The sequence below is a fragment of the Cellulomonas rhizosphaerae genome, assembly GCF_003470205.1.
Classification (GTDB): domain Bacteria; phylum Actinomycetota; class Actinomycetes; order Actinomycetales; family Cellulomonadaceae; genus Cellulomonas; species Cellulomonas rhizosphaerae.
Genome location: NZ_QWKP01000169.1, coordinates 1 through 18,964, shown reverse-complemented (window position 1 = coordinate 18,964; position 18,964 = coordinate 1). Strand labels below are relative to the sequence as shown.

22 protein-coding genes are annotated in these 18,964 nt (G+C 73.5%); 7 read left to right on the top strand and 15 right to left on the bottom strand.

What is annotated here, in order from left to right; genetic code table 11:
- The 5 genes from D1825_RS07065 to D1825_RS07045 all read right to left on the bottom strand — a co-directional run.
- Window positions 1-377: fatty acid desaturase (locus D1825_RS07065; RefSeq protein WP_199721529.1), on the bottom strand; the 377-nt coding region annotated here is incomplete at its 3' end.
- A gap of 121 nt (window positions 378-498) precedes the next feature.
- Entirely contained in the window at window positions 499-900 is a 402-nt protein-coding gene (locus tag D1825_RS07060) for a cupin domain-containing protein (protein WP_118766734.1), read from the bottom strand.
- A complete protein-coding gene (locus D1825_RS07055) occupies window positions 897-2,381 on the bottom strand; it encodes a glycoside hydrolase family 130 protein (protein WP_118766733.1) in 1,485 nt (494 codons plus the stop codon). Before D1825_RS07055 ends, D1825_RS07060 begins: the two co-directional genes overlap by 4 nt.
- Window positions 2,378-3,394 (bottom strand): glycosyltransferase, encoded by a 1,017-nt coding sequence (locus D1825_RS07050; protein ID WP_118766732.1) that lies wholly within the window; start codon window positions 3,392-3,394, stop codon window positions 2,378-2,380. The genes D1825_RS07055 and D1825_RS07050 overlap by 4 nt, the downstream gene beginning before the upstream one ends.
- Window positions 3,394-4,560, bottom strand: coding sequence for a glycosyltransferase (locus D1825_RS07045; RefSeq protein ID WP_118766731.1), 1,167 nt, complete (start codon window positions 4,558-4,560; stop codon window positions 3,394-3,396). The genes D1825_RS07050 and D1825_RS07045 overlap by 1 nt, the downstream gene beginning before the upstream one ends.
- 216 nt (window positions 4,561-4,776) lie before the next feature.
- Here D1825_RS07045 and D1825_RS07040 point away from each other — a divergent pair, with 216 nt between their 5' ends.
- Window positions 4,777-5,772 carry a glycosyltransferase family 4 protein gene (locus D1825_RS07040; protein WP_233549685.1) on the top strand — a complete coding sequence of 332 codons (996 nt, stop codon included), beginning with the start codon at window positions 4,777-4,779 and terminating at the stop codon, window positions 5,770-5,772.
- A gap of 36 nt (window positions 5,773-5,808) precedes the next feature.
- Here D1825_RS07040 and D1825_RS07035 read toward each other — a convergent pair whose 3' ends face one another.
- Complete coding sequence (locus D1825_RS07035) at window positions 5,809-6,933, bottom strand: GuaB3 family IMP dehydrogenase-related protein (protein WP_118766729.1); 1,125 nt, start codon at window positions 6,931-6,933, stop codon at window positions 5,809-5,811.
- Between the two features lie 188 nt (window positions 6,934-7,121).
- On the opposite strand from D1825_RS07035, the gene D1825_RS07030 reads away from it, so the two are divergent.
- Window positions 7,122-7,841 carry an exonuclease domain-containing protein gene (locus D1825_RS07030; RefSeq protein ID WP_118766728.1) on the top strand — a complete coding sequence of 240 codons (720 nt, stop codon included), beginning with the start codon at window positions 7,122-7,124 and terminating at the stop codon, window positions 7,839-7,841.
- A gap of 7 nt (window positions 7,842-7,848) precedes the next feature.
- On the opposite strand, the gene guaB is transcribed toward D1825_RS07030, so the two are convergent.
- The 3 genes from guaB to D1825_RS07015 form a co-directional block, all read right to left on the bottom strand.
- On the bottom strand, window positions 7,849-9,357 hold the full coding sequence (gene guaB / locus D1825_RS07025) for an IMP dehydrogenase (protein WP_118766727.1): 1,509 nt from the start codon (window positions 9,355-9,357) through the stop codon (window positions 7,849-7,851).
- 66 nt (window positions 9,358-9,423) lie between these two features.
- Window positions 9,424-10,101: a helix-turn-helix transcriptional regulator gene (locus D1825_RS07020; protein WP_118766726.1), complete on the bottom strand. Its 678-nt coding sequence runs from the start codon at window positions 10,099-10,101 to the stop codon at window positions 9,424-9,426.
- A gap of 156 nt (window positions 10,102-10,257) precedes the next feature.
- Complete coding sequence (locus D1825_RS07015; RefSeq protein ID WP_118766725.1) at window positions 10,258-11,208, bottom strand: MerR family transcriptional regulator; 951 nt, start codon at window positions 11,206-11,208, stop codon at window positions 10,258-10,260.
- A 234-nt stretch (window positions 11,209-11,442) separates the two neighbouring features.
- Here D1825_RS07015 and D1825_RS07010 point away from each other — a divergent pair, with 234 nt between their 5' ends.
- Window positions 11,443-11,739: a WhiB family transcriptional regulator gene (locus D1825_RS07010; protein WP_118766724.1), complete on the top strand. Its 297-nt coding sequence runs from the start codon at window positions 11,443-11,445 to the stop codon at window positions 11,737-11,739.
- 8 nt (window positions 11,740-11,747) lie between these two features.
- On the opposite strand, the gene D1825_RS18570 is transcribed toward D1825_RS07010, so the two are convergent.
- Window positions 11,748-11,951, bottom strand: a complete 204-nt coding sequence (locus tag D1825_RS18570) for a hypothetical protein (protein WP_118766723.1) — start codon at window positions 11,949-11,951, stop codon at window positions 11,748-11,750.
- 4 nt (window positions 11,952-11,955) lie between these two features.
- On the opposite strand from D1825_RS18570, the gene D1825_RS18565 reads away from it, so the two are divergent.
- Window positions 11,956-12,213, top strand: a complete 258-nt coding sequence (locus D1825_RS18565; protein ID WP_147356253.1) for a hypothetical protein — start codon at window positions 11,956-11,958, stop codon at window positions 12,211-12,213.
- Between the two features lie 81 nt (window positions 12,214-12,294).
- Here D1825_RS18565 and groES read toward each other — a convergent pair whose 3' ends face one another.
- Window positions 12,295-12,591 carry a co-chaperone GroES gene (gene groES, locus D1825_RS06995; RefSeq protein ID WP_118766721.1) on the bottom strand — a complete coding sequence of 99 codons (297 nt, stop codon included), beginning with the start codon at window positions 12,589-12,591 and terminating at the stop codon, window positions 12,295-12,297.
- A gap of 217 nt (window positions 12,592-12,808) precedes the next feature.
- Between groES and D1825_RS06990 the strand changes: the two genes are divergently transcribed.
- Both D1825_RS06990 and D1825_RS06985 read left to right on the top strand, forming a co-directional pair.
- The gene (locus D1825_RS06990) at window positions 12,809-13,990 is read left to right on the top strand and encodes a class I SAM-dependent methyltransferase (protein WP_118766720.1); all 1,182 of its coding nucleotides are present in this window, start codon (window positions 12,809-12,811) and stop codon (window positions 13,988-13,990) included.
- Entirely contained in the window at window positions 13,990-15,138 is a 1,149-nt protein-coding gene (locus D1825_RS06985; RefSeq protein WP_118766719.1) for a glutamate--cysteine ligase, read from the top strand. The genes D1825_RS06990 and D1825_RS06985 overlap by 1 nt, the downstream gene beginning before the upstream one ends.
- 68 nt (window positions 15,139-15,206) lie before the next feature.
- On the opposite strand, the gene tsaD is transcribed toward D1825_RS06985, so the two are convergent.
- Window positions 15,207-16,247 carry a tRNA (adenosine(37)-N6)-threonylcarbamoyltransferase complex transferase subunit TsaD gene (tsaD, locus tag D1825_RS06980; RefSeq protein ID WP_118766718.1) on the bottom strand — a complete coding sequence of 347 codons (1,041 nt, stop codon included), beginning with the start codon at window positions 16,245-16,247 and terminating at the stop codon, window positions 15,207-15,209.
- Window positions 16,248-16,333: 86 nt separating this feature from the next.
- On the opposite strand from tsaD, the gene D1825_RS06975 reads away from it, so the two are divergent.
- Window positions 16,334-16,975 (top strand): malonic semialdehyde reductase, encoded by a 642-nt coding sequence (locus D1825_RS06975; RefSeq protein ID WP_118766717.1) that lies wholly within the window; start codon window positions 16,334-16,336, stop codon window positions 16,973-16,975.
- 59 nt (window positions 16,976-17,034) lie between these two features.
- On the opposite strand, the gene D1825_RS06970 is transcribed toward D1825_RS06975, so the two are convergent.
- From D1825_RS06970 to tsaB, 3 genes are all read right to left on the bottom strand, one after another.
- Window positions 17,035-17,871, bottom strand: coding sequence for a sulfurtransferase (locus tag D1825_RS06970; RefSeq protein WP_233549683.1), 837 nt, complete (start codon window positions 17,869-17,871; stop codon window positions 17,035-17,037).
- A complete protein-coding gene (gene rimI / locus D1825_RS06965; RefSeq protein WP_118766735.1) occupies window positions 17,864-18,331 on the bottom strand; it encodes a ribosomal protein S18-alanine N-acetyltransferase in 468 nt (155 codons plus the stop codon). Before rimI ends, D1825_RS06970 begins: the two co-directional genes overlap by 8 nt.
- Window positions 18,328-18,964 (bottom strand): tRNA (adenosine(37)-N6)-threonylcarbamoyltransferase complex dimerization subunit type 1 TsaB (gene tsaB / locus D1825_RS06960; protein ID WP_118766715.1); only part of this gene is annotated, 637 nt, incomplete at its 5' end. The genes tsaB and rimI, both read right to left, overlap by 4 nt.

Here is an 18,964-nt window from a genome sequence, read left to right as displayed (position 1 = left end):
CTGTGCTTGTGCTGCCACCAGCCGTAGCTCATGCCCGCGTACAGGTTGGCGATGACCAGGCTCGCCCAGTCGTTCCAGCGGCCCGACCGGAAGATCTGCCGGTGCGCGGCGTCGTGGCCCAGAAACATCACCTGGCCCAGCACGACGGCCAGCAGGGCCGCGACGACCATCTGCCACCAGGAGTGCCCGACGAGCACGATCGCTGCGACCAGCGCGCCGAGCAGGCCGGTGAGGACCGCGAACCGCGTCCAGTAGTGGCCGTAGCGGCGCTCCATGAGACCCGTCGCGTTGACGGCCTGGCTCAGGGCCGTGAACTCGCTGACGTGGCGCTCGCGCACCGACATCTCGGGGGGTGCGGGGGCTGCGGTAGGGGTCATGGTCGATCCGCTCTGCTCGGGCTTCGGACGAAGCGCACCTGAGCGGCCTCGCGGGTCAGTGTGTCAGACGTCTCACGTCCGGCCGGCATCGGCGGTCCGGGGTGCGCGTCGCGCGATGGCGTCACGGCGCACGCGTCCCGTCGCGGCCGTACCGGTCGGCCAGACGCGTCACGTCGTCGCGCCAGCCCGGCGCGGCGGTCGACGCCTCGGCGAAGACCAGGTCGCTCAGGGCCGTGATCCGGTGCAGCAGCAGGGCCGGGACGTGAGCCGTGTCGCCCGGACGCATGACCCGCGAGGCCAGGCGGTCGGCGGACCGCCCGTGCTCGAACGTCGCCTCGCCCGAGACGATGCTCAGGGTCTCGTCCTTCTCGTCGTGGTACTGCAGGCTCAGGGCGTGGCCGGCGCTCACGGCGATGAGCTTGCCGACGTAGCCGTGCTCCCCCGCGGCGAAGATCGCCTCGTGGCCCCACGGCTTGTCCTGCACCTGGGTGGTCGAGAACTCGACCGTCGGTCCGTGGTTCATCGGGGTTCCTTCGTCGGTCGTGCGCGGAGCTCCGCGAGGAGCGCGTCGAGGTCGACCAGGGCGATCCGGGTCGCGGTGTCGCTCGTGCCGTACGGGAGGACGAGCGTGCGCCCGTGCAGCAGCGCGCCGCACGAGTAGACGACGTTGGGCACGTAGCCCGAGCGCTCGTCGGGTGCGGGGGTCAGGAGTGGACGCTCGAGGCGACCGACGACGACGGTCGGCTCGTCGAGGTCGAGCAGCAGGGCGCCGATGCTGTAGACCCGCATCGGGCCCACGCCGTGCGTGAGCACCAGCCAGCCGTCCTCGGTCTCGATCGGCGACCCGCAGTTCCCGAGCTGGACGACCTCCCACCCCTGCACGGGGCGCTGGATGGAGACCGGCTCGTCCCAGTGCAGCAGGTCGGCCGACGAGCACACGCCGTTGCTCTCGCGATCGGCGCGCGACAGGGCGAGGCGGCGACCGCCGACGGGCCGCGGGAACAGGGCCAGACCCTTGTCGCGCGCACCCGGACCGCTCAGCCGCGTCGCCGTGAAGCCGACGAGGTCCCAGGTCCGCAGCATCTGCACGGAGACCGTGGCGCCGTCGTAGGCGGAGTACGTGCCCACGTACTCGCCGGTCTCGAGCCGCACCATGCGGACGTCCTCGATGCCGTGGCTCTCGGCCGGGCCGTGGGGCATCAGCACCCGCTCGCCGGTCGCCGAGTCCGCGGGGAACTCGACGGCGTACGTGCACGCGGCCATCCACTCGAACATCTCGACCGTCCGCACGGCCGCTCCGCGGGTGACCCGCTGCTCTCGGAGCTCACCGAGCGCGCGGTCGAGCTCGTCCCGGTCGAACGTCGGGCCCAGCCTCGCGAGCACGAACTCCGCGTTGGTCAGGTCGCCACCCAGGTCGGCGAGCTGGTGCTCGAACCCGGCGCGGGAGTAGGTCGCCGGGCGGACCTCGGCGCGGACGGCCACGTCCGGTGCCGGGTCGAGCGCGACGGAGCCGGCCGCGTCGATCGTGCCGGTGCGCAGCTCGACGCTCGAGACGTGGCCCTCGCCGACGGCCCGCAGGGTCAGGACGAAGCGCAGCGAGCCGGCGACGACGCCCGACTGGTCGGGGTGGGCCACGACCGACGGGTTGAACAGCGCCGCACCCTCGAGCGTGACCTCGTGCGTGAAGGTCGCGCCGACGAGCGCGCGCCGGTCGGCGTCGACCTCGGACGGGTCGCCCAGGCGGTGCTGGACGAGCCGGAAGTGCGCCGCCCACACGGACCGGAGGTCGCGGTGCCGGCCGTCGAAGGCCAGCGCCAGCGCGTCGAGCTCGGCGGCCACCTCGTCGTCCGACAGGGCCATCACCCGCTCGAGGACCTTGCCGGAGCGGGACTCCCCCGCGGTCACGGTCTCCTGGCCGGGCAGGAACAGCGCACTGACGACCCGGGCCGGGTCGGGTCGGAGCAGGACGTCGGTCCGGCGGACCCAGTCGGGATCGGCCGTCATCGGGACACGACCCGGACGCCTGCGAGCCCGAGCTGCTGCGTCGCGAGCCACGCGAGCGTCGACTCGGCGCCCTGGTTGGCGTTCACGGCGCCGCGGTGCAGCCCGTCGAAGGCGCCGCCGGTCGCGGCGTCCCGCATCGGCAGCCGGGAGTCGTTGTCGCCCTCGAACCAGGCGACGCACATGCCCAGCACCCCGAGCCAGCGGTCGTCACCGGTCGCGGCCCACGCGGTGCTCGCGGCCTCGGCGAGGCAGGCGACCTCGATGGGCTGCTGGTCGAAGCCGGGCCGCGCGTCACCGCTCGCGCGACCACCCGCGGGCACGACGGACAGGTGCTCGCCCACGGTCTGCTCCTGCACGAGCCATGCGAGTAGCGTCAGGCCGTCGCGCAGCAGGTCGTCGTCGCCGAGGGCGTCACCGATCGCGACCATCGCCTCGGGCAGGACCGCGTTGGCGTAGGTGAGCCGCCCGTACGGCCACGCGGCACCCGGCCGCGGGCCGTCGGTCCGCAGGGCGGTGCGCGCGTCGGCGAGCAGCGCGAACGCGTGCGTGTCGTCGGGCGCCACCGCGAGCACGTGGGCCGCGCCCAGGGCCGCGTACGCCATCGCCCGCACGTGCGGCGAGCGTGCCGCCATGGCGTCCCTCGCCGCGATCCGCGCCTCGACGACGACCGACGCGGACGACGACCGACGCGCGGCGGTACCCCAGGCCCACAACGCCCGGCCCCAGTGGTCGTCGGACGAGGGCACATCGACCCACGCCCCCTCCGCCGTGCGGCGGTTGTGCAGCAGCCCGCGCGCGGCGCGGGCGTCGCGCAGGAACGCGAGGAACACGTCAGTCAGCGCGACCAGAGCCGCGTCGGGCTCGGGCGTCCGGACGGCGACGATCAGCGCGCGGGCCACGTCGTCGACGCACATGCCATGCTCGACCCGGGGCGTGACGCCGAGCGCGTGCTCGAAGAGCCCGGACGGCGTGGCGAGCCGGGCGAGGTGGTCGAACCGGAGCCGGTCGTCCATCAGACGGCCGGGCGCAGGCGGGCGCCGTGCTGCTCGGCGAACCCGCGGTCCGCCGCGCGCAGCCCGACGGCGAGCGCCACGTACCGCTCGGCGACCGCGGGCCACAGCAGGGTCCCCGCCAGCTCGCGGGACGCCGCCGCCATCCGCTCGGCGACCCCGTCGACGCCCAGGACGCGCTCGAGCGCGCTCGCGATGGCGGACGGGTCGCGCTGCGCGACGAGGATCCCGGCGCCCCCGGACAGGAGCTCGACGGCGTGCGGGAAGGCGGTGGAGACGACCGGCTTGCCGGCGGCGACGGCCTCGGTCAGCACGCCGGACGTCACCTGCTCGCGCGAGTCGTAGGGCAGCAGGACGACGTCGGCGGCTCGGACCGCACGACGCAGGTCGGGGCCTGCGAGGTAGCGGTCGTCGAACCGGACCGTCTCGGTCAGCTCCAGGTCTCGCACGATCCGCTGGAGCCCTTCGCGGTACACCTCCCCCTCGCGCTCACGGACCCGCGGGTGGGTCTGGCCGAGAACGACGTACGTGGGCAACGCCATCCGCTCGCGCAGCTCGGCGAGCCCCAGCAGCGCCCACTCGATCCCCTTGCCCTCGGACAGCAGGCCCCAGGTGAGCACGGTGCGCCGCTCGGGCGCGACCGAGGTCCACGCACCCGGCGTGTGCGAGCGGTTCTCCACCGCGCCGTGCGGGATGACCGAGACGCGGGCGGGGTCGACGTCCCAGCCCGCCAGCAGACGGTCGCGGGCGGTCTCGGTCATCGTCACGAGTGCCGCCGAGTGCCGCACGAGGCCGGCGAGCACGCGGTGCTGGTTGGCGGTCGGACTGGTCAGCACGGTGTGCAGCACGGTGATGACCGGAACATGCCGCCGCGCAATCACGTCGAGGATCGCCTCGCCGTCGTTCCCGGGGAAGATCCCGTACTCGTGCTGGACCAGCACGGCATCGAATCCGTCGAGCACGCCGGCCGCGCGCACGGCGCCGCCGGCCTCGGGCGCGACCCAGTGGTGCACCACCGGGGCCGTCGGCGGGCCGGGTGCGTCGACCACGCGGACGACCCCCACGTCCGCCCCGGCACGGACCAGGTACGTCACGAGCGACTCGCAGAACGTCGCGATGCCGCACTGCGTGGAGGGGTAGGTGGAGACGATACCGAGGCTGACGCCCATGTGTGCTGCTCTCACGTGACCTGATCGCGGCAAGGGTGCCGCCGTGCACGGAGAGGAGGTTGGGCCCGCGTCCCGGAGCGCCACCGCGGGGGCGGCGCTGGGGCCGGGTCGCTGCGCCCGGTCCAGATGGTGGTGAGTGGCCAGGGTAACCCGCGCCCGCCGGCCCCACCCGACGTACGCTCGGCCCGACACCGGGAGGCTGCCGTCAGGATCGCCGTGCTCGCTTCGATCGCCCACCGGGTCCCGCCGCGCGACTACGGCCCGTGGGAGCAGGTCGCCTCCACGCTCGCCGAGGGCCTGGTCTCCCGCGGTCACGACGTCACGCTGTTCGCCACCGCCGACTCCCTGACCTCGGCGCGGCTGCGCTCGACGGCCCCGACCGGCTACGAGGAGGACCGCTCGCTGGACGCGAAGGTCCACGAGGCGCTGCACATCGCGGGGCTCTTCGAGCGGGCCGACGGGTTCGACGTCATCTCGAACCAGTTCGACTTCCTGCCGCTCGCGTTCAGCCGCCTGACCAGCACACCCGTGGTGACGACGATCCACGGCTTCTCCTCCGAGCGGATCCTGCCGGTGTTCCGCGCGTACGACGACATCGGCCACTACGTCGCGATCAGCGACGCCGACCGCCACCCGGACCTGACCTACGCCGCGACGATCCACCACGGCATCGAGCTCGACGGCTTCAGCCTCGGTGCCGGCGACGGCGGCTACCTGCTCTTCCTCGGCCGCATCCACCCGCACAAGGGCACGGCGACGGCGATCGAGGTCGCGCGTCGGGCCGGTCTGCCCCTGGTGATCGCCGGGATCGTGCAGGACGAGAGCTACTTCCGGGAGCAGGTCGAGCCGCACGTCGACGGCCGGAGTGTGACGTACGTCGGGTCCGTGGGTCCCACGGAGCGAGACCGGCTGCTGGGCGGGGCCGTCGCGCTGCTGCACCTGATCGCCTTCGACGAGCCGTTCGGCCTCTCGGTCGTCGAGTCGTTGGTGACCGGCACGCCGGTCGTCGCGTACCGGCGCGGGTCGATGCCGGAGATCGTCCGGCCGGGCGTGTCCGGCGCGCTCGTCGACGGGGTCGACGAGGCCGTGACCGCGGTCGCCGACGTGGGCGCGCTCGACCGGGCCGCCTGCCGGGCGGACGCGGTGGCGCGGTTCTCGGCCGACCGGATGGTCGACGACTACGCGCGGCTGTTCGCGCGCCTCACCGGCTGATCGCACTCCGGACGGCCGAGCGGACGGCCGTCAGGGTCAGTGCGGCTGGTACGGCGAGACGACGACCTCGACCCGCTGGAACTCCTTGAGGTCGGAGTACCCGGTCGTGGCCATCGCGCGACGCAGGGCGCCGATGAGGTTGAGCGTGCCGTCGGCGGTGTGGCCGGGGCCGAACAGGATCTGCTCGAGGGTCCCGGCCGTGCCGACCTCGACCCGCTCGCCGCGGGGCAGCTTGCTGTGGTGGGCCTCCGGGCCCCAGTGGTAGCCGCGGCCGGGCGCGTCGGTGGCCCGGGCCAGCGCGGCACCGAGCATCACCGAGTCGGCGCCGCACGCGACGGCCTTGACCAGGTCGCCCGAGCGGCCCACGCCGCCGTCGGCGATGACGTGCACGTAGCGGCCGCCCGACTCGTCGAGGTAGTCGCGGCGCGCCGCGGCCACGTCGGCGACGGCCGTGGCCATCGGGGCGTGGATGCCGAGCGACGTGCGCGTGGTGTGCGCGGCACCGCCGCCGAAGCCGACGAGCACGCCCGCGGCGCCCGTGCGCATGAGGTGCAGCGCCGCGGTATACGTCGAGGCGCCGCCGACGATGACGGGGACGTCGAGCTCGTAGATGAACCGCTTGAGGTTGAGGGGCTCCGCGTGCCCGGACACGTGCTCGGCCGAGACGGTCGTGCCGCGGATGACGAAGAGGTCCACGCCCGCGTCGACGACCGTGCGCCAGTGCTCCTGGGTGCGCTGCGGGGACAGCGCGCCGGCGACCGTCACGCCCGCGTCGCGCACCTGGCGCAGCCGCTCGGTGATGAGCTCGGGGCGGATCGGCGCCTCGTAGATCTCCTGCATCCGCGCGGTCGCGCGGGTGGGGTCGAGCGAGGCGATCTCGGTGAGCAGCGACGTCGGGTCGTCGTACCGCGTCCACAGGCCCTCGAGGTCCAGGACGCCGAGCCCGCCGAGGCGGCCGAGCGCGACCGCGGTGTCCGGGCTCATCACGGAGTCCATCGGCGCCGCGACCACGGGCAGGTCGAAGTGGTAGGCATCGATCTGCCAGCCGACCGAGACCTCCTCGGGGTCACGCGTGCGGCGCGAGGGCACCACGGCGATGTCGTCGAAGGAGTACGCCCGGCGACCGCGCTTGCCGCGCCCGATCTCGATCTCGTTGCTCACCGGGCCAGGCTACCGGCGCGGGGCCTGGAGCCCGAACTGACCCCGACCCGGCCCCGGCGCCCGCGCCGGTGGGCAGCCCGATCCGCGGCTCGCGGGGCGGGCTCCCGTGGCGTGTCGGTGGCCGGTGCGATCCTGGTCGACGAACGACACGGCTGTGATTCGCTGCGATGCACGGGGAGGACGGACACATGACCTGGAGCGCCGGCCCCCTGCTCGGCTTCGACACCGAGACCACGGGCGTGGACGTCGACTCCGACCGCATCGTCTCCGCGGCGCTCGTGCGCCGCGACGAGTGCGGCACGCACGTGCGCACCTGGCTCATCGACCCGGGCGTCGAGATCCCCGAGGGCGCTGCCGCGATCCACGGCATCAGCACGGAGCACGCGCGCGAGCACGGCGAGTCGCCGGGTCCCGCGCTCGACGAGATCGCGAGCCTGATCGCCGAGGCGCTGCGCGGCGGGGTCCCCGTCGTCGCCTACAACGCGGCGTTCGACCTGTGCCTGCTGGACGCCGAGCTGCGCCGCCACGGCCTGCCCACGGTCCCGGACCGCCTGTGCTGCGACACCCGGCCCGTCATCGACCCGCTCGTGCTCGACCGCGCCGAGGACCGGTTCCGCCAGGGCAAGCGCAAGCTCGTCGACCTGTGCGGCTACTACGAGGTCACCGAGTCCGGCTCGCTGCACAGCGCGGACGTCGACGTGGTGGCCACGCTCGACGTGCTCGCGCGCATCCTCGGCCGGTTCCCACACCTCGCGGACCTCGACCTCGACGAGCTGCACAGCTACCAGGTCACCGCGCACCGGGCGTGGGCGGAGGGCTTCAACGCCTGGCGCGCGCGCAAGGGCCTCGAGGGCCCAGGCGCGCAGGACCACTGGCCCGTGCGGGAGCCCGTCGGCACGCTGTGGTGAGTGCTGGTCAGCGACCCGAGTAGTTCGGCGCCTCGGAGACCATCTGCACGTCGTGCGGGTGCGACTCCTTGAGCCCGGCCGGCGTGATGCGGATGAACTTGCCGCGCTCCTGCAGCTGCGGCACGGTCCGCGCACCGACGTAGAACATCGACTGGTGCAGGCCACCGATCAGCTGGTGGGCGACGGCCGCGAGCGGGCCGCGGTAGGGCACCTGGCCCTCGATGCCCTCGGTGATGATCTCGTCGTCGGACAGGTCGCCCTGGAAGTAGCGGTCCTTGGAGTACGAGCGGCGGTCGCCGCGCGACTGCATCGCGCCGAGCGAGGCCATGCCGCGGTAGCGCTTGAACTGCTTGCCGTTGACGAACACCAGGTCGCCGGGCGACTCGTCGCAGCCCGCGAGCAGGCCGCCGAGCATCACGGTGTCGGCGCCGGCCACGAGGGCCTTGGCGATGTCGCCCGAGTACTGCAGGCCGCCGTCGCCGATCACGGGCACGCCCGCCGGCTTGGCCGCGAGGGACGCGTCGTAGATCGCGGTGATCTGCGGCACGCCGACACCTGCGACCACTCGCGTGGTGCAGATCGAGCCCGGCCCGACGCCCACCTTGACGGCGTCGACGCCAGCGTCGACGAGCGCCTGCGAGCCCTCGCGGGTCGCGATGTTGCCGCCGATCACCTGCACGTGGCGCGTGCCCTTGTCGGTCTTGATGCGGCGGACCATGTCCAGCATGAGGCGGGCGTGGCCGTTCGCGGTGTCCACGACGAGCACGTCGACGCCGGCCTCGACCAGCGCGGTCACGCGGTCCCAGGCGTCACCGAAGAAGCCGACGGCCGCTCCGACCACGAGCCGGCCCTCGCCGTCCTTCGTGGCGTCCGGGTACTGCTCCGACTTGACGAAGTCCTTGACGGTGATGAGGCCGCGCAGCACGCCCAGGTCGTCGACGAGCGGGAGCTTCTCGATCTTGTGCTTGGCCAGCAGCGCCGCGGCGTCGTCGCGCGTGATGCCGACCGGAGCCGTGATCAGCGGCATGGGCGTCATGATCTCGCGCACGCGCAGCGACTCGAAGTCGCCTGGCGGGACGAACCGCAGGTCGCGGTTCGTGATGATGCCCAGGAGTCGGCCGTCCGCCTCGACGACCGGGAGGCCGGAGACGCGGTACGTGCCGCACAGGCGGTCGAGCTCGGCGAGCGTCGCGTCGGGCGAGACGGTTACGGGGTCGGTCACCATGCCGGACTCGGAGCGCTTGACCAGGTCCACCTGGTGCGCCTGGTCCTCGATCGACAGGTTGCGGTGCAGGATGCCGATACCGCCCTGGCGCGCCATGGCGATGGCCATGCGCGACTCGGTGACGGTGTCCATGGCCGCGCTGAGCAGCGGCACGCGCACGCTGATCTCGCGCGTCAGCCGCGAGGTGGTGTCCACCTCGCTGGGGATGACGTCGGTCTCTCCCGGCAGCAGGAGGACGTCGTCGTAGGTCAGTCCCGTGAGGGCGAACGGGTTGTGCACCAGCTCCGTCATCGGGTCAGGATACGTCGCCCGGACGCCTCGTCGGACCCCCGTCTCGGAGGTCCGACGAGCATCACGTCAGCGGATGAGACCGCCGCGCAGGCCGATCGCGACAGCCTGCGCGCGGTCGGACGCGCCGAGCTTGCGGAACAGCCGGCGCGCGTGGGTCTTGACCGTGTCCTCGGACAGGAACAGCTCCTGGCCGATCTGCGCGTTGGAGCGGCCGTTGCTCATCCCGACGAGCACCTCGATCTCACGCTTGGTGAGGACGACGGGCTGCGGGCCGGGGGCCGGGTTGGCCTCCGGCGCGGTGGGTTCGGCGCTGTCGGCGAGCGGCGGCGTGGCAGGGTGCGGGACCTCGCTCACCGGGCGCGGGCCGGACGGGAGCACGGGGCTCGCGAGCACGTGCGCGGCGACGGCGGACAGCTCCGGGCGGCCCACGTCCGGCGCGAGGAAGCCCCGTGCACCCAGGGCCAGCGCGCGGTCGAGGGCCGCGGTGTCGTCGGCTGCGGCGAGCAGCACGACGGCGGCCGACGGGGCGACGGCGCGCAGCCGCCGGATCGCCTCGTTGGCGCCGGGCGCGGGGATGTGCGCGTCGAGCAGCACGATCGTCGGCGGGATCCGGCGCGCGTGCGCCAGAAGCTCGTCGACGCTCGCTGCGGCGCGCACCGGGCTCAGCGTCGGGACGCCGATCGACGTCACCACGAGCCTCTCGCGCACGACGGTCGAGCCGTGACACACCACGACTCCAGCCATGCGTGCTCCCCTCCCAGACAAGTTGCGTAGCCCGATCGTCAGACCGGGTAGTTCGATGGCTATCGGCCAGTCCAAGGGGTGACGTTAGCCGTCTGCGCAAAACTCGTGCGGGTGAGGTCTTGACTACGCCGGTTCCCAGGCCGTATGGGCGGTATGTCAGGGGGCCGCGACGGCCAGCACCTCGTGGAGCAGTCCCTGGAAGCTGCGGGCCCGGTGCACCGACCGTCCGACGGGGATCTCGGCGTGCACCGACTCGGGCACCATGACGAACTGGGGCACGTCGGGATGTTCGTCCGCAAGCCGCCCGACGACGGACAGATCGGCGTCATCACGGCGCGCCACGACGACCACCGCGCGCGGCCGGGTCATGACGACGAGCTCGGCCGCCTGCCGCGGACCGGTGGGCCCGCCGACGATCCGCGCGTCCACGTGGCCCGTCACGAGGGCCGCGGCGAGCGCGTGCGTGAGCAGCGGGCGCGAGTGTCCGACCGGGACGAGCAGCAGCACCACGGCAGCCCCCCGCGGCGCCGGCCCGGCAACGCGGGCACGGAGCGCGTCGAGCGCGGCCGTCTCGATCGTGCGGGCAGCGTCGACGCCGGGGCGGTCCACGACCGTGCGCCGGGCGAGGTCGTTGAGGGCGGGCTCGACGAGCGACGTCCACCAGTGCGCCACGTCGCCCGCGGGCTCCATCGCGAGCAGGCGCGTGCACGTCGCCCTGTCGTCGACGAGCGCGGCGTCGACGAGCATCGTCGGCGTGGCCACGCGCGGCGCCCCCAGCGGCGCGACGACCGGCCCGCCCGGCCCGCCCGACGTCTGCGCGAGGCGGGCGGCGTCGCTCGGGGACACCCCGTCGAGCGTGAGCCGGCGCATGACCAGCAGCCGGTCGACGTCGGCGGGCGAGTACCGCCGGTGCGCCCCCGCGGAGTGCTCGCTCGGACCGAGCCCGTAGCGCCGGTCCCACGTGCGCAGCGTCGCCGGGGCCACGCCGAGCCGACGCGCGACGGCCGCGACGGTGAGCGCCGGACCGTCGGAAGAAGGGTCCGGGTCGAACCGCGCCACGTCCGCGTCAACGGCGGGCGCGGCCGCAGCGTCCTCCTCGTCGGCCATGGCGCGATTGTGCCAGTACAGACGCGGTTACCGCGCCATCATGCCGTGCGCAGCCTGAGTGGGGCCGTTCTCGATCGATTCACCGGATCGGATGACGAACGGGTCTTGAACAACTTCTGGCGCGGTTGTAACGTTCCCCTCGTCGCCCGGCCCGCAAGCCAGGCAACACCCCGACTTCTCACCCCGACCATCCGGCGCCACCACCAGCAGGCGCCACATTCCTTGGAGGAACACATGGCCGAGATCTCGCGTCTTCCCGGACCGGTGATGGACCTGTGGGAGTGGCAGTTCGACGGCGCGTGCCGCGACGCCGACCAGGACCTCTTCTTCCACCCGGAGGGCGAGCGCGGCTCGGCCCGTCGTCGTCGCGCCGAGGCCGCCAAGGCGATCTGCGCCACGTGCCCGGTGCTCAAGGAGTGCCGCGAGCAGTCCCTGCAGGTCCGCGAGCCGTACGGCGTGTGGGGCGGCCTGTCCGAGGACGAGCGCGCCGCGATCCTGTCGCAGCGCACGCGGACCACGAAGGCCGTCTGACCCGAACGTCACGGAAGCCCCCGGTCGACGACGACCGGGGGCTTCTGCGTGTCCCGGCCATGTGCCACGATCGTGACGACGACCGGGGGCACGGTGCGACCGAGCATCTGGGCGGCGGGACTCATCGCCATGGTCGGAGCGACGGCCGCGTGCGCGCCCTCCTCCACGGCTGCGCCGTCGCCGTCGGCCGCCGGGTCCTGCGGCGCGTACACGGTGGTGGACCTCGCTGAGGTGCCCGAGAAGGCGTGGGCATGCCTCCACGCCGGCGAGACGTCGAGTGCCGAGCTCGTGATCACGCGGCACACCACCGAGGGCGACCCCGTCGTCAACCGGTACCTGACCGGGTCGGACATCGCCGGCATCGAGGTCGTCGTCGACTCCACCGCCGACTCGTTCGGCCCGAAGGACGTCACCACCTGGGCGTGCACGGACCTGAATGCGGCGCTCGAGCTGCTCGGCTGCCGACACGTCTGAACGAGAACGGCCCCCTCGGCGCCGTCACGAGGACGGGCCGAGAGGGCCGCGCGGGGCGCGCGTCACCGCGCGCCCGTCAGATCACTTGACGACGACCGCGAGGATGTCGCGAGCCGAGAGGATCAGCAGCTCCTCGCCGGCGTACTTGACCTCGGTGCCGCCGTACTTGGAGTAGATGACCTTGTCGCCGACGGCGACGTCGAGCGGAACCCGGTTGCCCTTGTCGTCGATGCGGCCGGGGCCGACTGCCAGGACCTCGCCCTCCTGGGGCTTCTCCTTGGCACTGTCCGGGATGACGAGACCGGAAGCGGTCGTCGTCTCTGCCTCGAGCGTCTTGACGACGATCCGGTCCTCGAGGGGCTTGATGGAGACCGACACAGCGGACCTCCCCTTCGCGTGTGAGTAGTTCAGCGATGTGGGTGCTGCGCGTTCGGGCCACGTCGTCGCGGGTGCCGCGGCCTGAGGCGCGCTGGCACACTCACGAGGAGAGTGCCAACAGGTGTCACTGTAGGAAGGCGTTAGCACTCGGTCAACCTGAGTGCCAACAATGCTTGTCAGGGGCTCGGCGGACGCACTCCCATGGAAGGATCAGCGCGTGGATCCCGCCGGCCTGACCGCACTGCTCGCCCCGGAGGGCTGGGCGCTGCTGTCAGCCCTCCCCCCGTACGACGAGAAGCTCGCGATGACCATCTCGCAGCGGCTGCGCGACGAGGGGCTCGACCCCGTCCTCGTCGCCGCGGCGCTCACGCAGTCGCGCCTGCGGGCCAAGGCGCACGCTAAGCTCGGCGACTTCGCCGACGGCATGCTGTTCACCCAGGCGGGCCTCGAGCAGGCGACGCGGCTCGAGGTCGGCGCGCACCACGCGCGCCGGTACCGGGATGCGGGCCTGACCCACGTCGCCGACCTCACGTGCGGCATCGGCGCGGACGCGATGGCCTTCGCCGGAGTCGGTCTGCGGGTGACCGCGTCCGACGTCGACGAGATGACCGCAGCGATCGCGACGGTCAACCTGCGCCACTTCCCCGAGGCCGTCGTGCGGCACGGCGACGGTCTGACGCTCGACCTCGCGGACGTCGACGGTCTCTACGCCGACCCGGCCCGCCGCACCGGGCGGGGCACCCGCATCTTCGACCCCGCGGCCTACGCCCCCTCGCTCGACTCGGTGCTCGCCCTGCGCGCGTCCGTCCCCGCGCTCGGCCTCAAGCTCGGCCCCGGCATCCCGCACGCGGCCCTGCCCGACGACGCGCACGCGCAGTGGGTCTCGGTCGACGGCGACGTCGTGGAGGTCGGCCTGTGGTTCGGGCCGCTGGCGCCCGAGGGCCCCGGCCGCTCCGCGCTGCTGCTCGTCGGCGGGCAGGCGCACGTCGTCGCGCCAGGACCCGACGGCCCAGCCCTCGCCGACGCCGGCCCGGTCGGCGCCTACCTCTACGAGCCCGACGGCGCGGTCATCCGGGCGGGCCTGGTCGGCGACGTCGCGCAGCGCGTCGGCGGCCGCCTCGTCGACACGACGATCGCCTACGTCACCTCGGACGCCCTGCGCCGCGACCCGTCGGCCACCGCCTACCGCGTGCTCGACACGATGCCGTTCGGCCTCAAGCGGCTGCGCACCTACCTGCGCGAGCGCGGCGTCGGGCGGCTGACCATCAAGAAGCGCGGCACCGCCGTGGTGCCCGAGCGGCTGCGCAAGCAGCTCGACCTGCGCGGTGACGCCGAGGCGACGATCGTACTGACCCGGGTCGCCGGTCACCAGCAGATCCTCGTCGTGGAGGTGGTGTGATGGCCGCGCCCGTGCAGATCCCGTTCGCGCAGTCCGAGCGCTCGACCGTCGGCATCGAGTGGGAGGTCGCGCTCGTCGACGCCGACTCGGGCGACCTGCGCCAAGCCGCCGAGACCGTGCTCGACACGGTCAAGCCCGACGACGGCACCGACCACCCGCACATCACGCAGGAGCTCCTGCGGAACACCATCGAGGTCTCGTCGGGCAAGTGCGTGACCGTCCGCGAGGCGGCCGACGACCTGCAGCGCGCGCTCGACGAGGTCGCCGCGGCCGCAGCGCCGCTGCGGATCGACCTCATGGGCGGCGGCACGCACCCGTTCGCGAACTGGGCCACGCAGAAGGTCAGCGACAAGCAGCGCTACGCCACGCTCATCGACCGCACGCAGTGGTGGGGACGGCAGATGCTCATCTACGGCGTGCACGTGCACGTCGGCATCGAGGACCGTGCCAAGGTCCTGCCCCTGTCGCGCGCGATGCTCACGGTGTTCGCCCACATCCAGTCGCTGTCCGCGTCGTCGCCGTTCTGGGCCGGCAAGGACACGGGCTACGCCTCGAACCGCGCGCTGCTGTTCCAGCAGCTGCCCACGGCCGGGCTGCCGTTCGGGTTCGACGAGTGGGAGCAGCTCGAGCAGTACGTCGGCGACATGATGCACACGGGCGTGATCGACCAGTTCAACGAGGTCCGCTGGGACATCCGCCCCGCGCCCCGGTTCGGCACGCTCGAGATGCGGATCGCCGACGGCGCGGCCAACCTCCTCGAGGTCACGGCGATCTCCGCGCTCACGCACTGCTTCGTCGAGCACTTCTCCACGCTGCTCGACCAGGGCGAGACGCTGCCGACGATGCCCCCGTGGTTCCTGCAGGAGAACAAGTGGCGCTCGGCGCGCTACGGCATGGACGCGATCATCATCACGAACGCCGCAGGCGACGAGGAGCTCGTCACCGACTCGGTCGCGCACTGGCTGACCGTGCTCGCACCCGTGGCCGAGCGCCTGGGCTGCTCGGCCGAGCTCGAGCAGGTCCGCGTGATCCTGCGCCGCGGCGCGTCCTACCAGCGCCAGCGCGCGGTCGCCCGGCGCAACGCGGGCGAGCTCGACGCGGTGGTCGCCTCGCTCGTCGCCGAGTTCAAGGCCGGCCGCCCGCTCTGATCCCGCGGGGCGGCGAACGTGAAGCCTTCCGCCCGCTCAGCGGGGAAGGCTTCACGTTCCTCAGCGCGTCAGACCAGGACGGTCGTCAGCGGCATCGACGAGTCGACCGGGATGTCGAGCGAAGACGGCGGCAGGCCGCGGCGGACCACGGCGGACCCCAGCGCGGCGATCATCGCGCCGTTGTCCGTGCAGTACCGGATCGGCGGGATGCGCAGGTCGATGCCCGCCGCGGCACAGCGCTCGGCGGCCATGTCACGCAGCTGGGAGTTGGCCGAGAAGCCGCCGCCGACGACGAGCGTCGAGACACCCTGCGCCCGGCAGGCCGCGATCGTCTTGGCGGTCAGCACGTCCGCGACCGCGGCCGCGAACGAGGCGGCGACGTCGGGCAGCGGGATCTCGAGGCCCGCGTCCTGCCGCGCCTCGACCCAGCGGGCCACGGCGGTCTTCAGCCCGGAGAACGAGAAGTCGGTCGCGTGCTTGGCCTGGTCCTTGGGCGCGGTCAGCCCGCGCGGGAAACGGATCGCTGCGGGGTCGCCCTCGCGCGCCAGTCGGTCGATGTGCGGACCGCCCGGGTAGGGCAGGCCCAGCAGCCGGCCGACCTTGTCGAACGCCTCGCCGGCCGCGTCGTCGAGCGTCGAGCCGAGCTCGGTGACGTTGACGGTGTCGTCGATGAGCAGCAGCGAGGAGTGGCCGCCCGAGACGACGAGCGCCATGACGCGCTCGGGGAACGGCCCGTCGACGAGCTCGTCGACCACCGCGTGCCCGATCACGTGGTTCACGCCGTACAACGGCTTGTCGAGCGCGATCGCCAGCGCCTTCGCCGCCGACGCACCCACGGTCAGCGGGCCGACGAGGCCCGGGCCGGCGGTCACGGCGATCGCGTCGACCTCGCCGAGCGACACGCCGGCCGTGGCGAGCGCGCGCTCGATCGTCGGGACCATGGCCTCGAGGTGGGCACGAGACGCGATCTCGGGGATGATCCCTCCGAAGCGCGCGTGCTCGTCGACCGACGAGGCGACGGCGTCGACCAGCAGGTCGTGGCCGCGCACGAGCGCCACTCCCGTCTCGTCGCAAGAGGTCTCGATCCCGAGGACGAGGGGTTCAGCCATGCGTCCTAGGATAGGTGGCGAGGAGAGGTGACGAGCATCACGGCTCCCGTCGGAACACGTCGAGATCGTTGAAACTTGTACGAGATATGACGACCGACACCACCGTCCTCGACGGCCTCGACTTCCCCGTTCCCGCGCTCGCCGTCGGTGACGACGTCGCGGACCTCCTGTTCCGCCAGGCGCGCACCATCGGCGCCTTCACCGACCAGCCCGTGACCGACGAGGAGCTCGCCGCCGTCTACGACCTGGTCAAGTGGGGCCCGACCGCGATCAACACGACCCCGCTGCGCCTGCTCGTCGTGCGCACGCCGGAGGCCCGCGAGCGCCTCGCGAAGCACGTCAACGACGGCAACCGCGACCGCGTCCTGGCCGCGCCGGTCACGCTCATCGTCGCCTCGGACCCCGGCTTCCACCTCCACATGCCGACGCTCGCGCCCCACATGGCCGCGCTCGCCGATGCGCTGCACCCGCAGACCGAGACCCGCGAGCAGATGGCGCGGATGAACACGCTCATCCAGTTCGGCTACCTCATCGTCGGCCTGCGCGCCGCCGGCCTGGACGCCGGCCCCATGGCGGGCCTGGACACCGAGGGCGTCGACGCCGAGTTCTTCGCGGACAACGGCTGGAAGTCGCAGCTCATCATCAACGTCGGCCACCGCGAGGGCGAGGGCACCGCGTACCCGCGGGCCGAGCGCCTCACCTACGACCAGGTCTCGCTGACCGTCTGACACCCAGCCGAGCGCACTGTCGAGCGCGCATCCCTCCCGGGGTGCGCGCTCGACGCATGTCAGGAGCCGGTGGCCACCGCGCGGGTCGGGTCGTTCGACCACTGGGACCACGAGCCCGGGTACAGCGCCGCCTCGATCCCCACCGCGGCCAGCGCCGCGACCTCGTGCGCGGCCGTGACCCCCGAGCCGCAGTAGACAGCGACCGGAGCGCCGGCCGCCGCGCCCAGGGCGCGGAAGCGGTCGCGCAGCGCGTCGGCCGCCAGGAAGGTCCCGTCCGCGCCGAGGTTGCTCGCGGTCGGCGCGGAGACCGCGCCCGGGATGTGACCCGCCTGGGGGTCGACCGGCTCGACCTCGCCCGCGTACCGCTCGGCGGCGCGCGCGTCGAGCAGCGGGCCGTCCCAGGCCGCGGCGTCGTCGGCGTCGATCGTCGGCATGCCGCCGGGCCGCACGACGAGGTCGCCCGGCTCGACCGTGACGGCGCCTGCCTCCAGCGTGAGGCCTGCGGCCGTCCACGCCTCGAGGCCACCGTCGAGCAGGCGTACGCCGCGCTGGCCCGCCCAGCGCAGCAGCCACCAGGCGCGGGCCGCGGAGATCCCCCCGCCCGCGTCGTACGCGACGACGGCGCGGTCCTCCCGCACGCCCCAGCGCCGTGCCGCAGCCTCGAGGTCGGCGACTGCCGGCAGCGGGTGCCGCCCCTCGGCGGCGCTCGGCGGCGCGGCGAGCTCGGCGTCCAGGTCGACGAACACCGCACCGGGCAGGTGCCCCGCGAGGTACTGCTCGTGCCCGTCGGTGCGGCCCAGCGCCCAGCGGACGTCGAGCAGCACGGGCGGCTCGTCCCCCGCGAGCGCCGCCGCGAGGCTCAGAGCGTCGACCAGCACATCGTCGCGATCAGTCATCAGAGTCCCCATCTCCGGGCGACGTCAGCTCGAGCCGCATCGTCCACGCGTCCTTGTTCTCCGGCTGGTAGTACCCGCGGCGCAGGCCGAGCCGCGCGAAACCCGCGCGCTCGTACAGCCGCAGCGCAGGCTCGTTGTCCACGCGCACCTCGAGCAGCACGGACGCGGCTCCGACCTCGCGCGCCCGGGCGACGAGCGCGGCCAGCATCACGGCACCAAGCCCGCGGCCCTGCTGCACCGTGGCCGTGCCGATCGTCATGACCTGCGCGTCGTCCCCGTCGAACCACAACCCGGCGTACCCGGCCAGGATTCCGTCGACGTCCACCCCGACGTACCAGCGACCGGGGCCGACGAGCTCCTCGGCGAGCATCGCGGCCGACCACGCACCGGCACCGAACAGCTCGCGCTCGAGCACCTCGAGCACGGGCAGGTCCGCCGCGGTCAGCGGTCGGACCGTCATCCTCCGACGCGCTTGCTGCCCGCGGACGGGACGGCGTCGGGGCGACGCAGGTACAGCGGCTCGGTCGGCAGGTCGAGGCCCTCGCCGCGGCGGGCGATCGCGAGCCGGGCCAGGTCGGCCGGGTCGGGGTCGAGCGGGCCGTCGGCGACGGCCGCGCCGCCGAGCGCCTCGGGGTAGAGCGTCGCGCCCCGCCCGACGACGAGGGTCCCGGGCTCGACGGGCACGGATGCCGCGGCGCCCACGGCGGGCTCGCTCAGCACGCTCACCCGCCCGGGCGCCTCGGCGCGGTACGCGGACCAGTAGACCTCGCGGCGACGCGCGTCGGTGGCGACCACGATCGTCGTCCCGACGGGAGCGGTCCTCGACGCGGCGACCGCTATCGCGTCGAGCGACGGCACGCCGAGCGCGGGGATGCCGAGCCCGAGCGCGAGGGTCCGCGCGGTCACGAGCCCGACGCGCAGGCCGGTGAACGGAGCCGGGCCGGTGCCCACGACGATCGCCGTCAGCTCGCGGCGGTCCAGCCCGGCCTCGGCGAGGACGTCGGTGATCATGGGCGCGAGCAGCTCGGCATGGTGCCGCTGCTGGCTGTCGGAGCGGGCGGCGAGCACCTCGCCGGTGTCGGAGGTCAGCGCG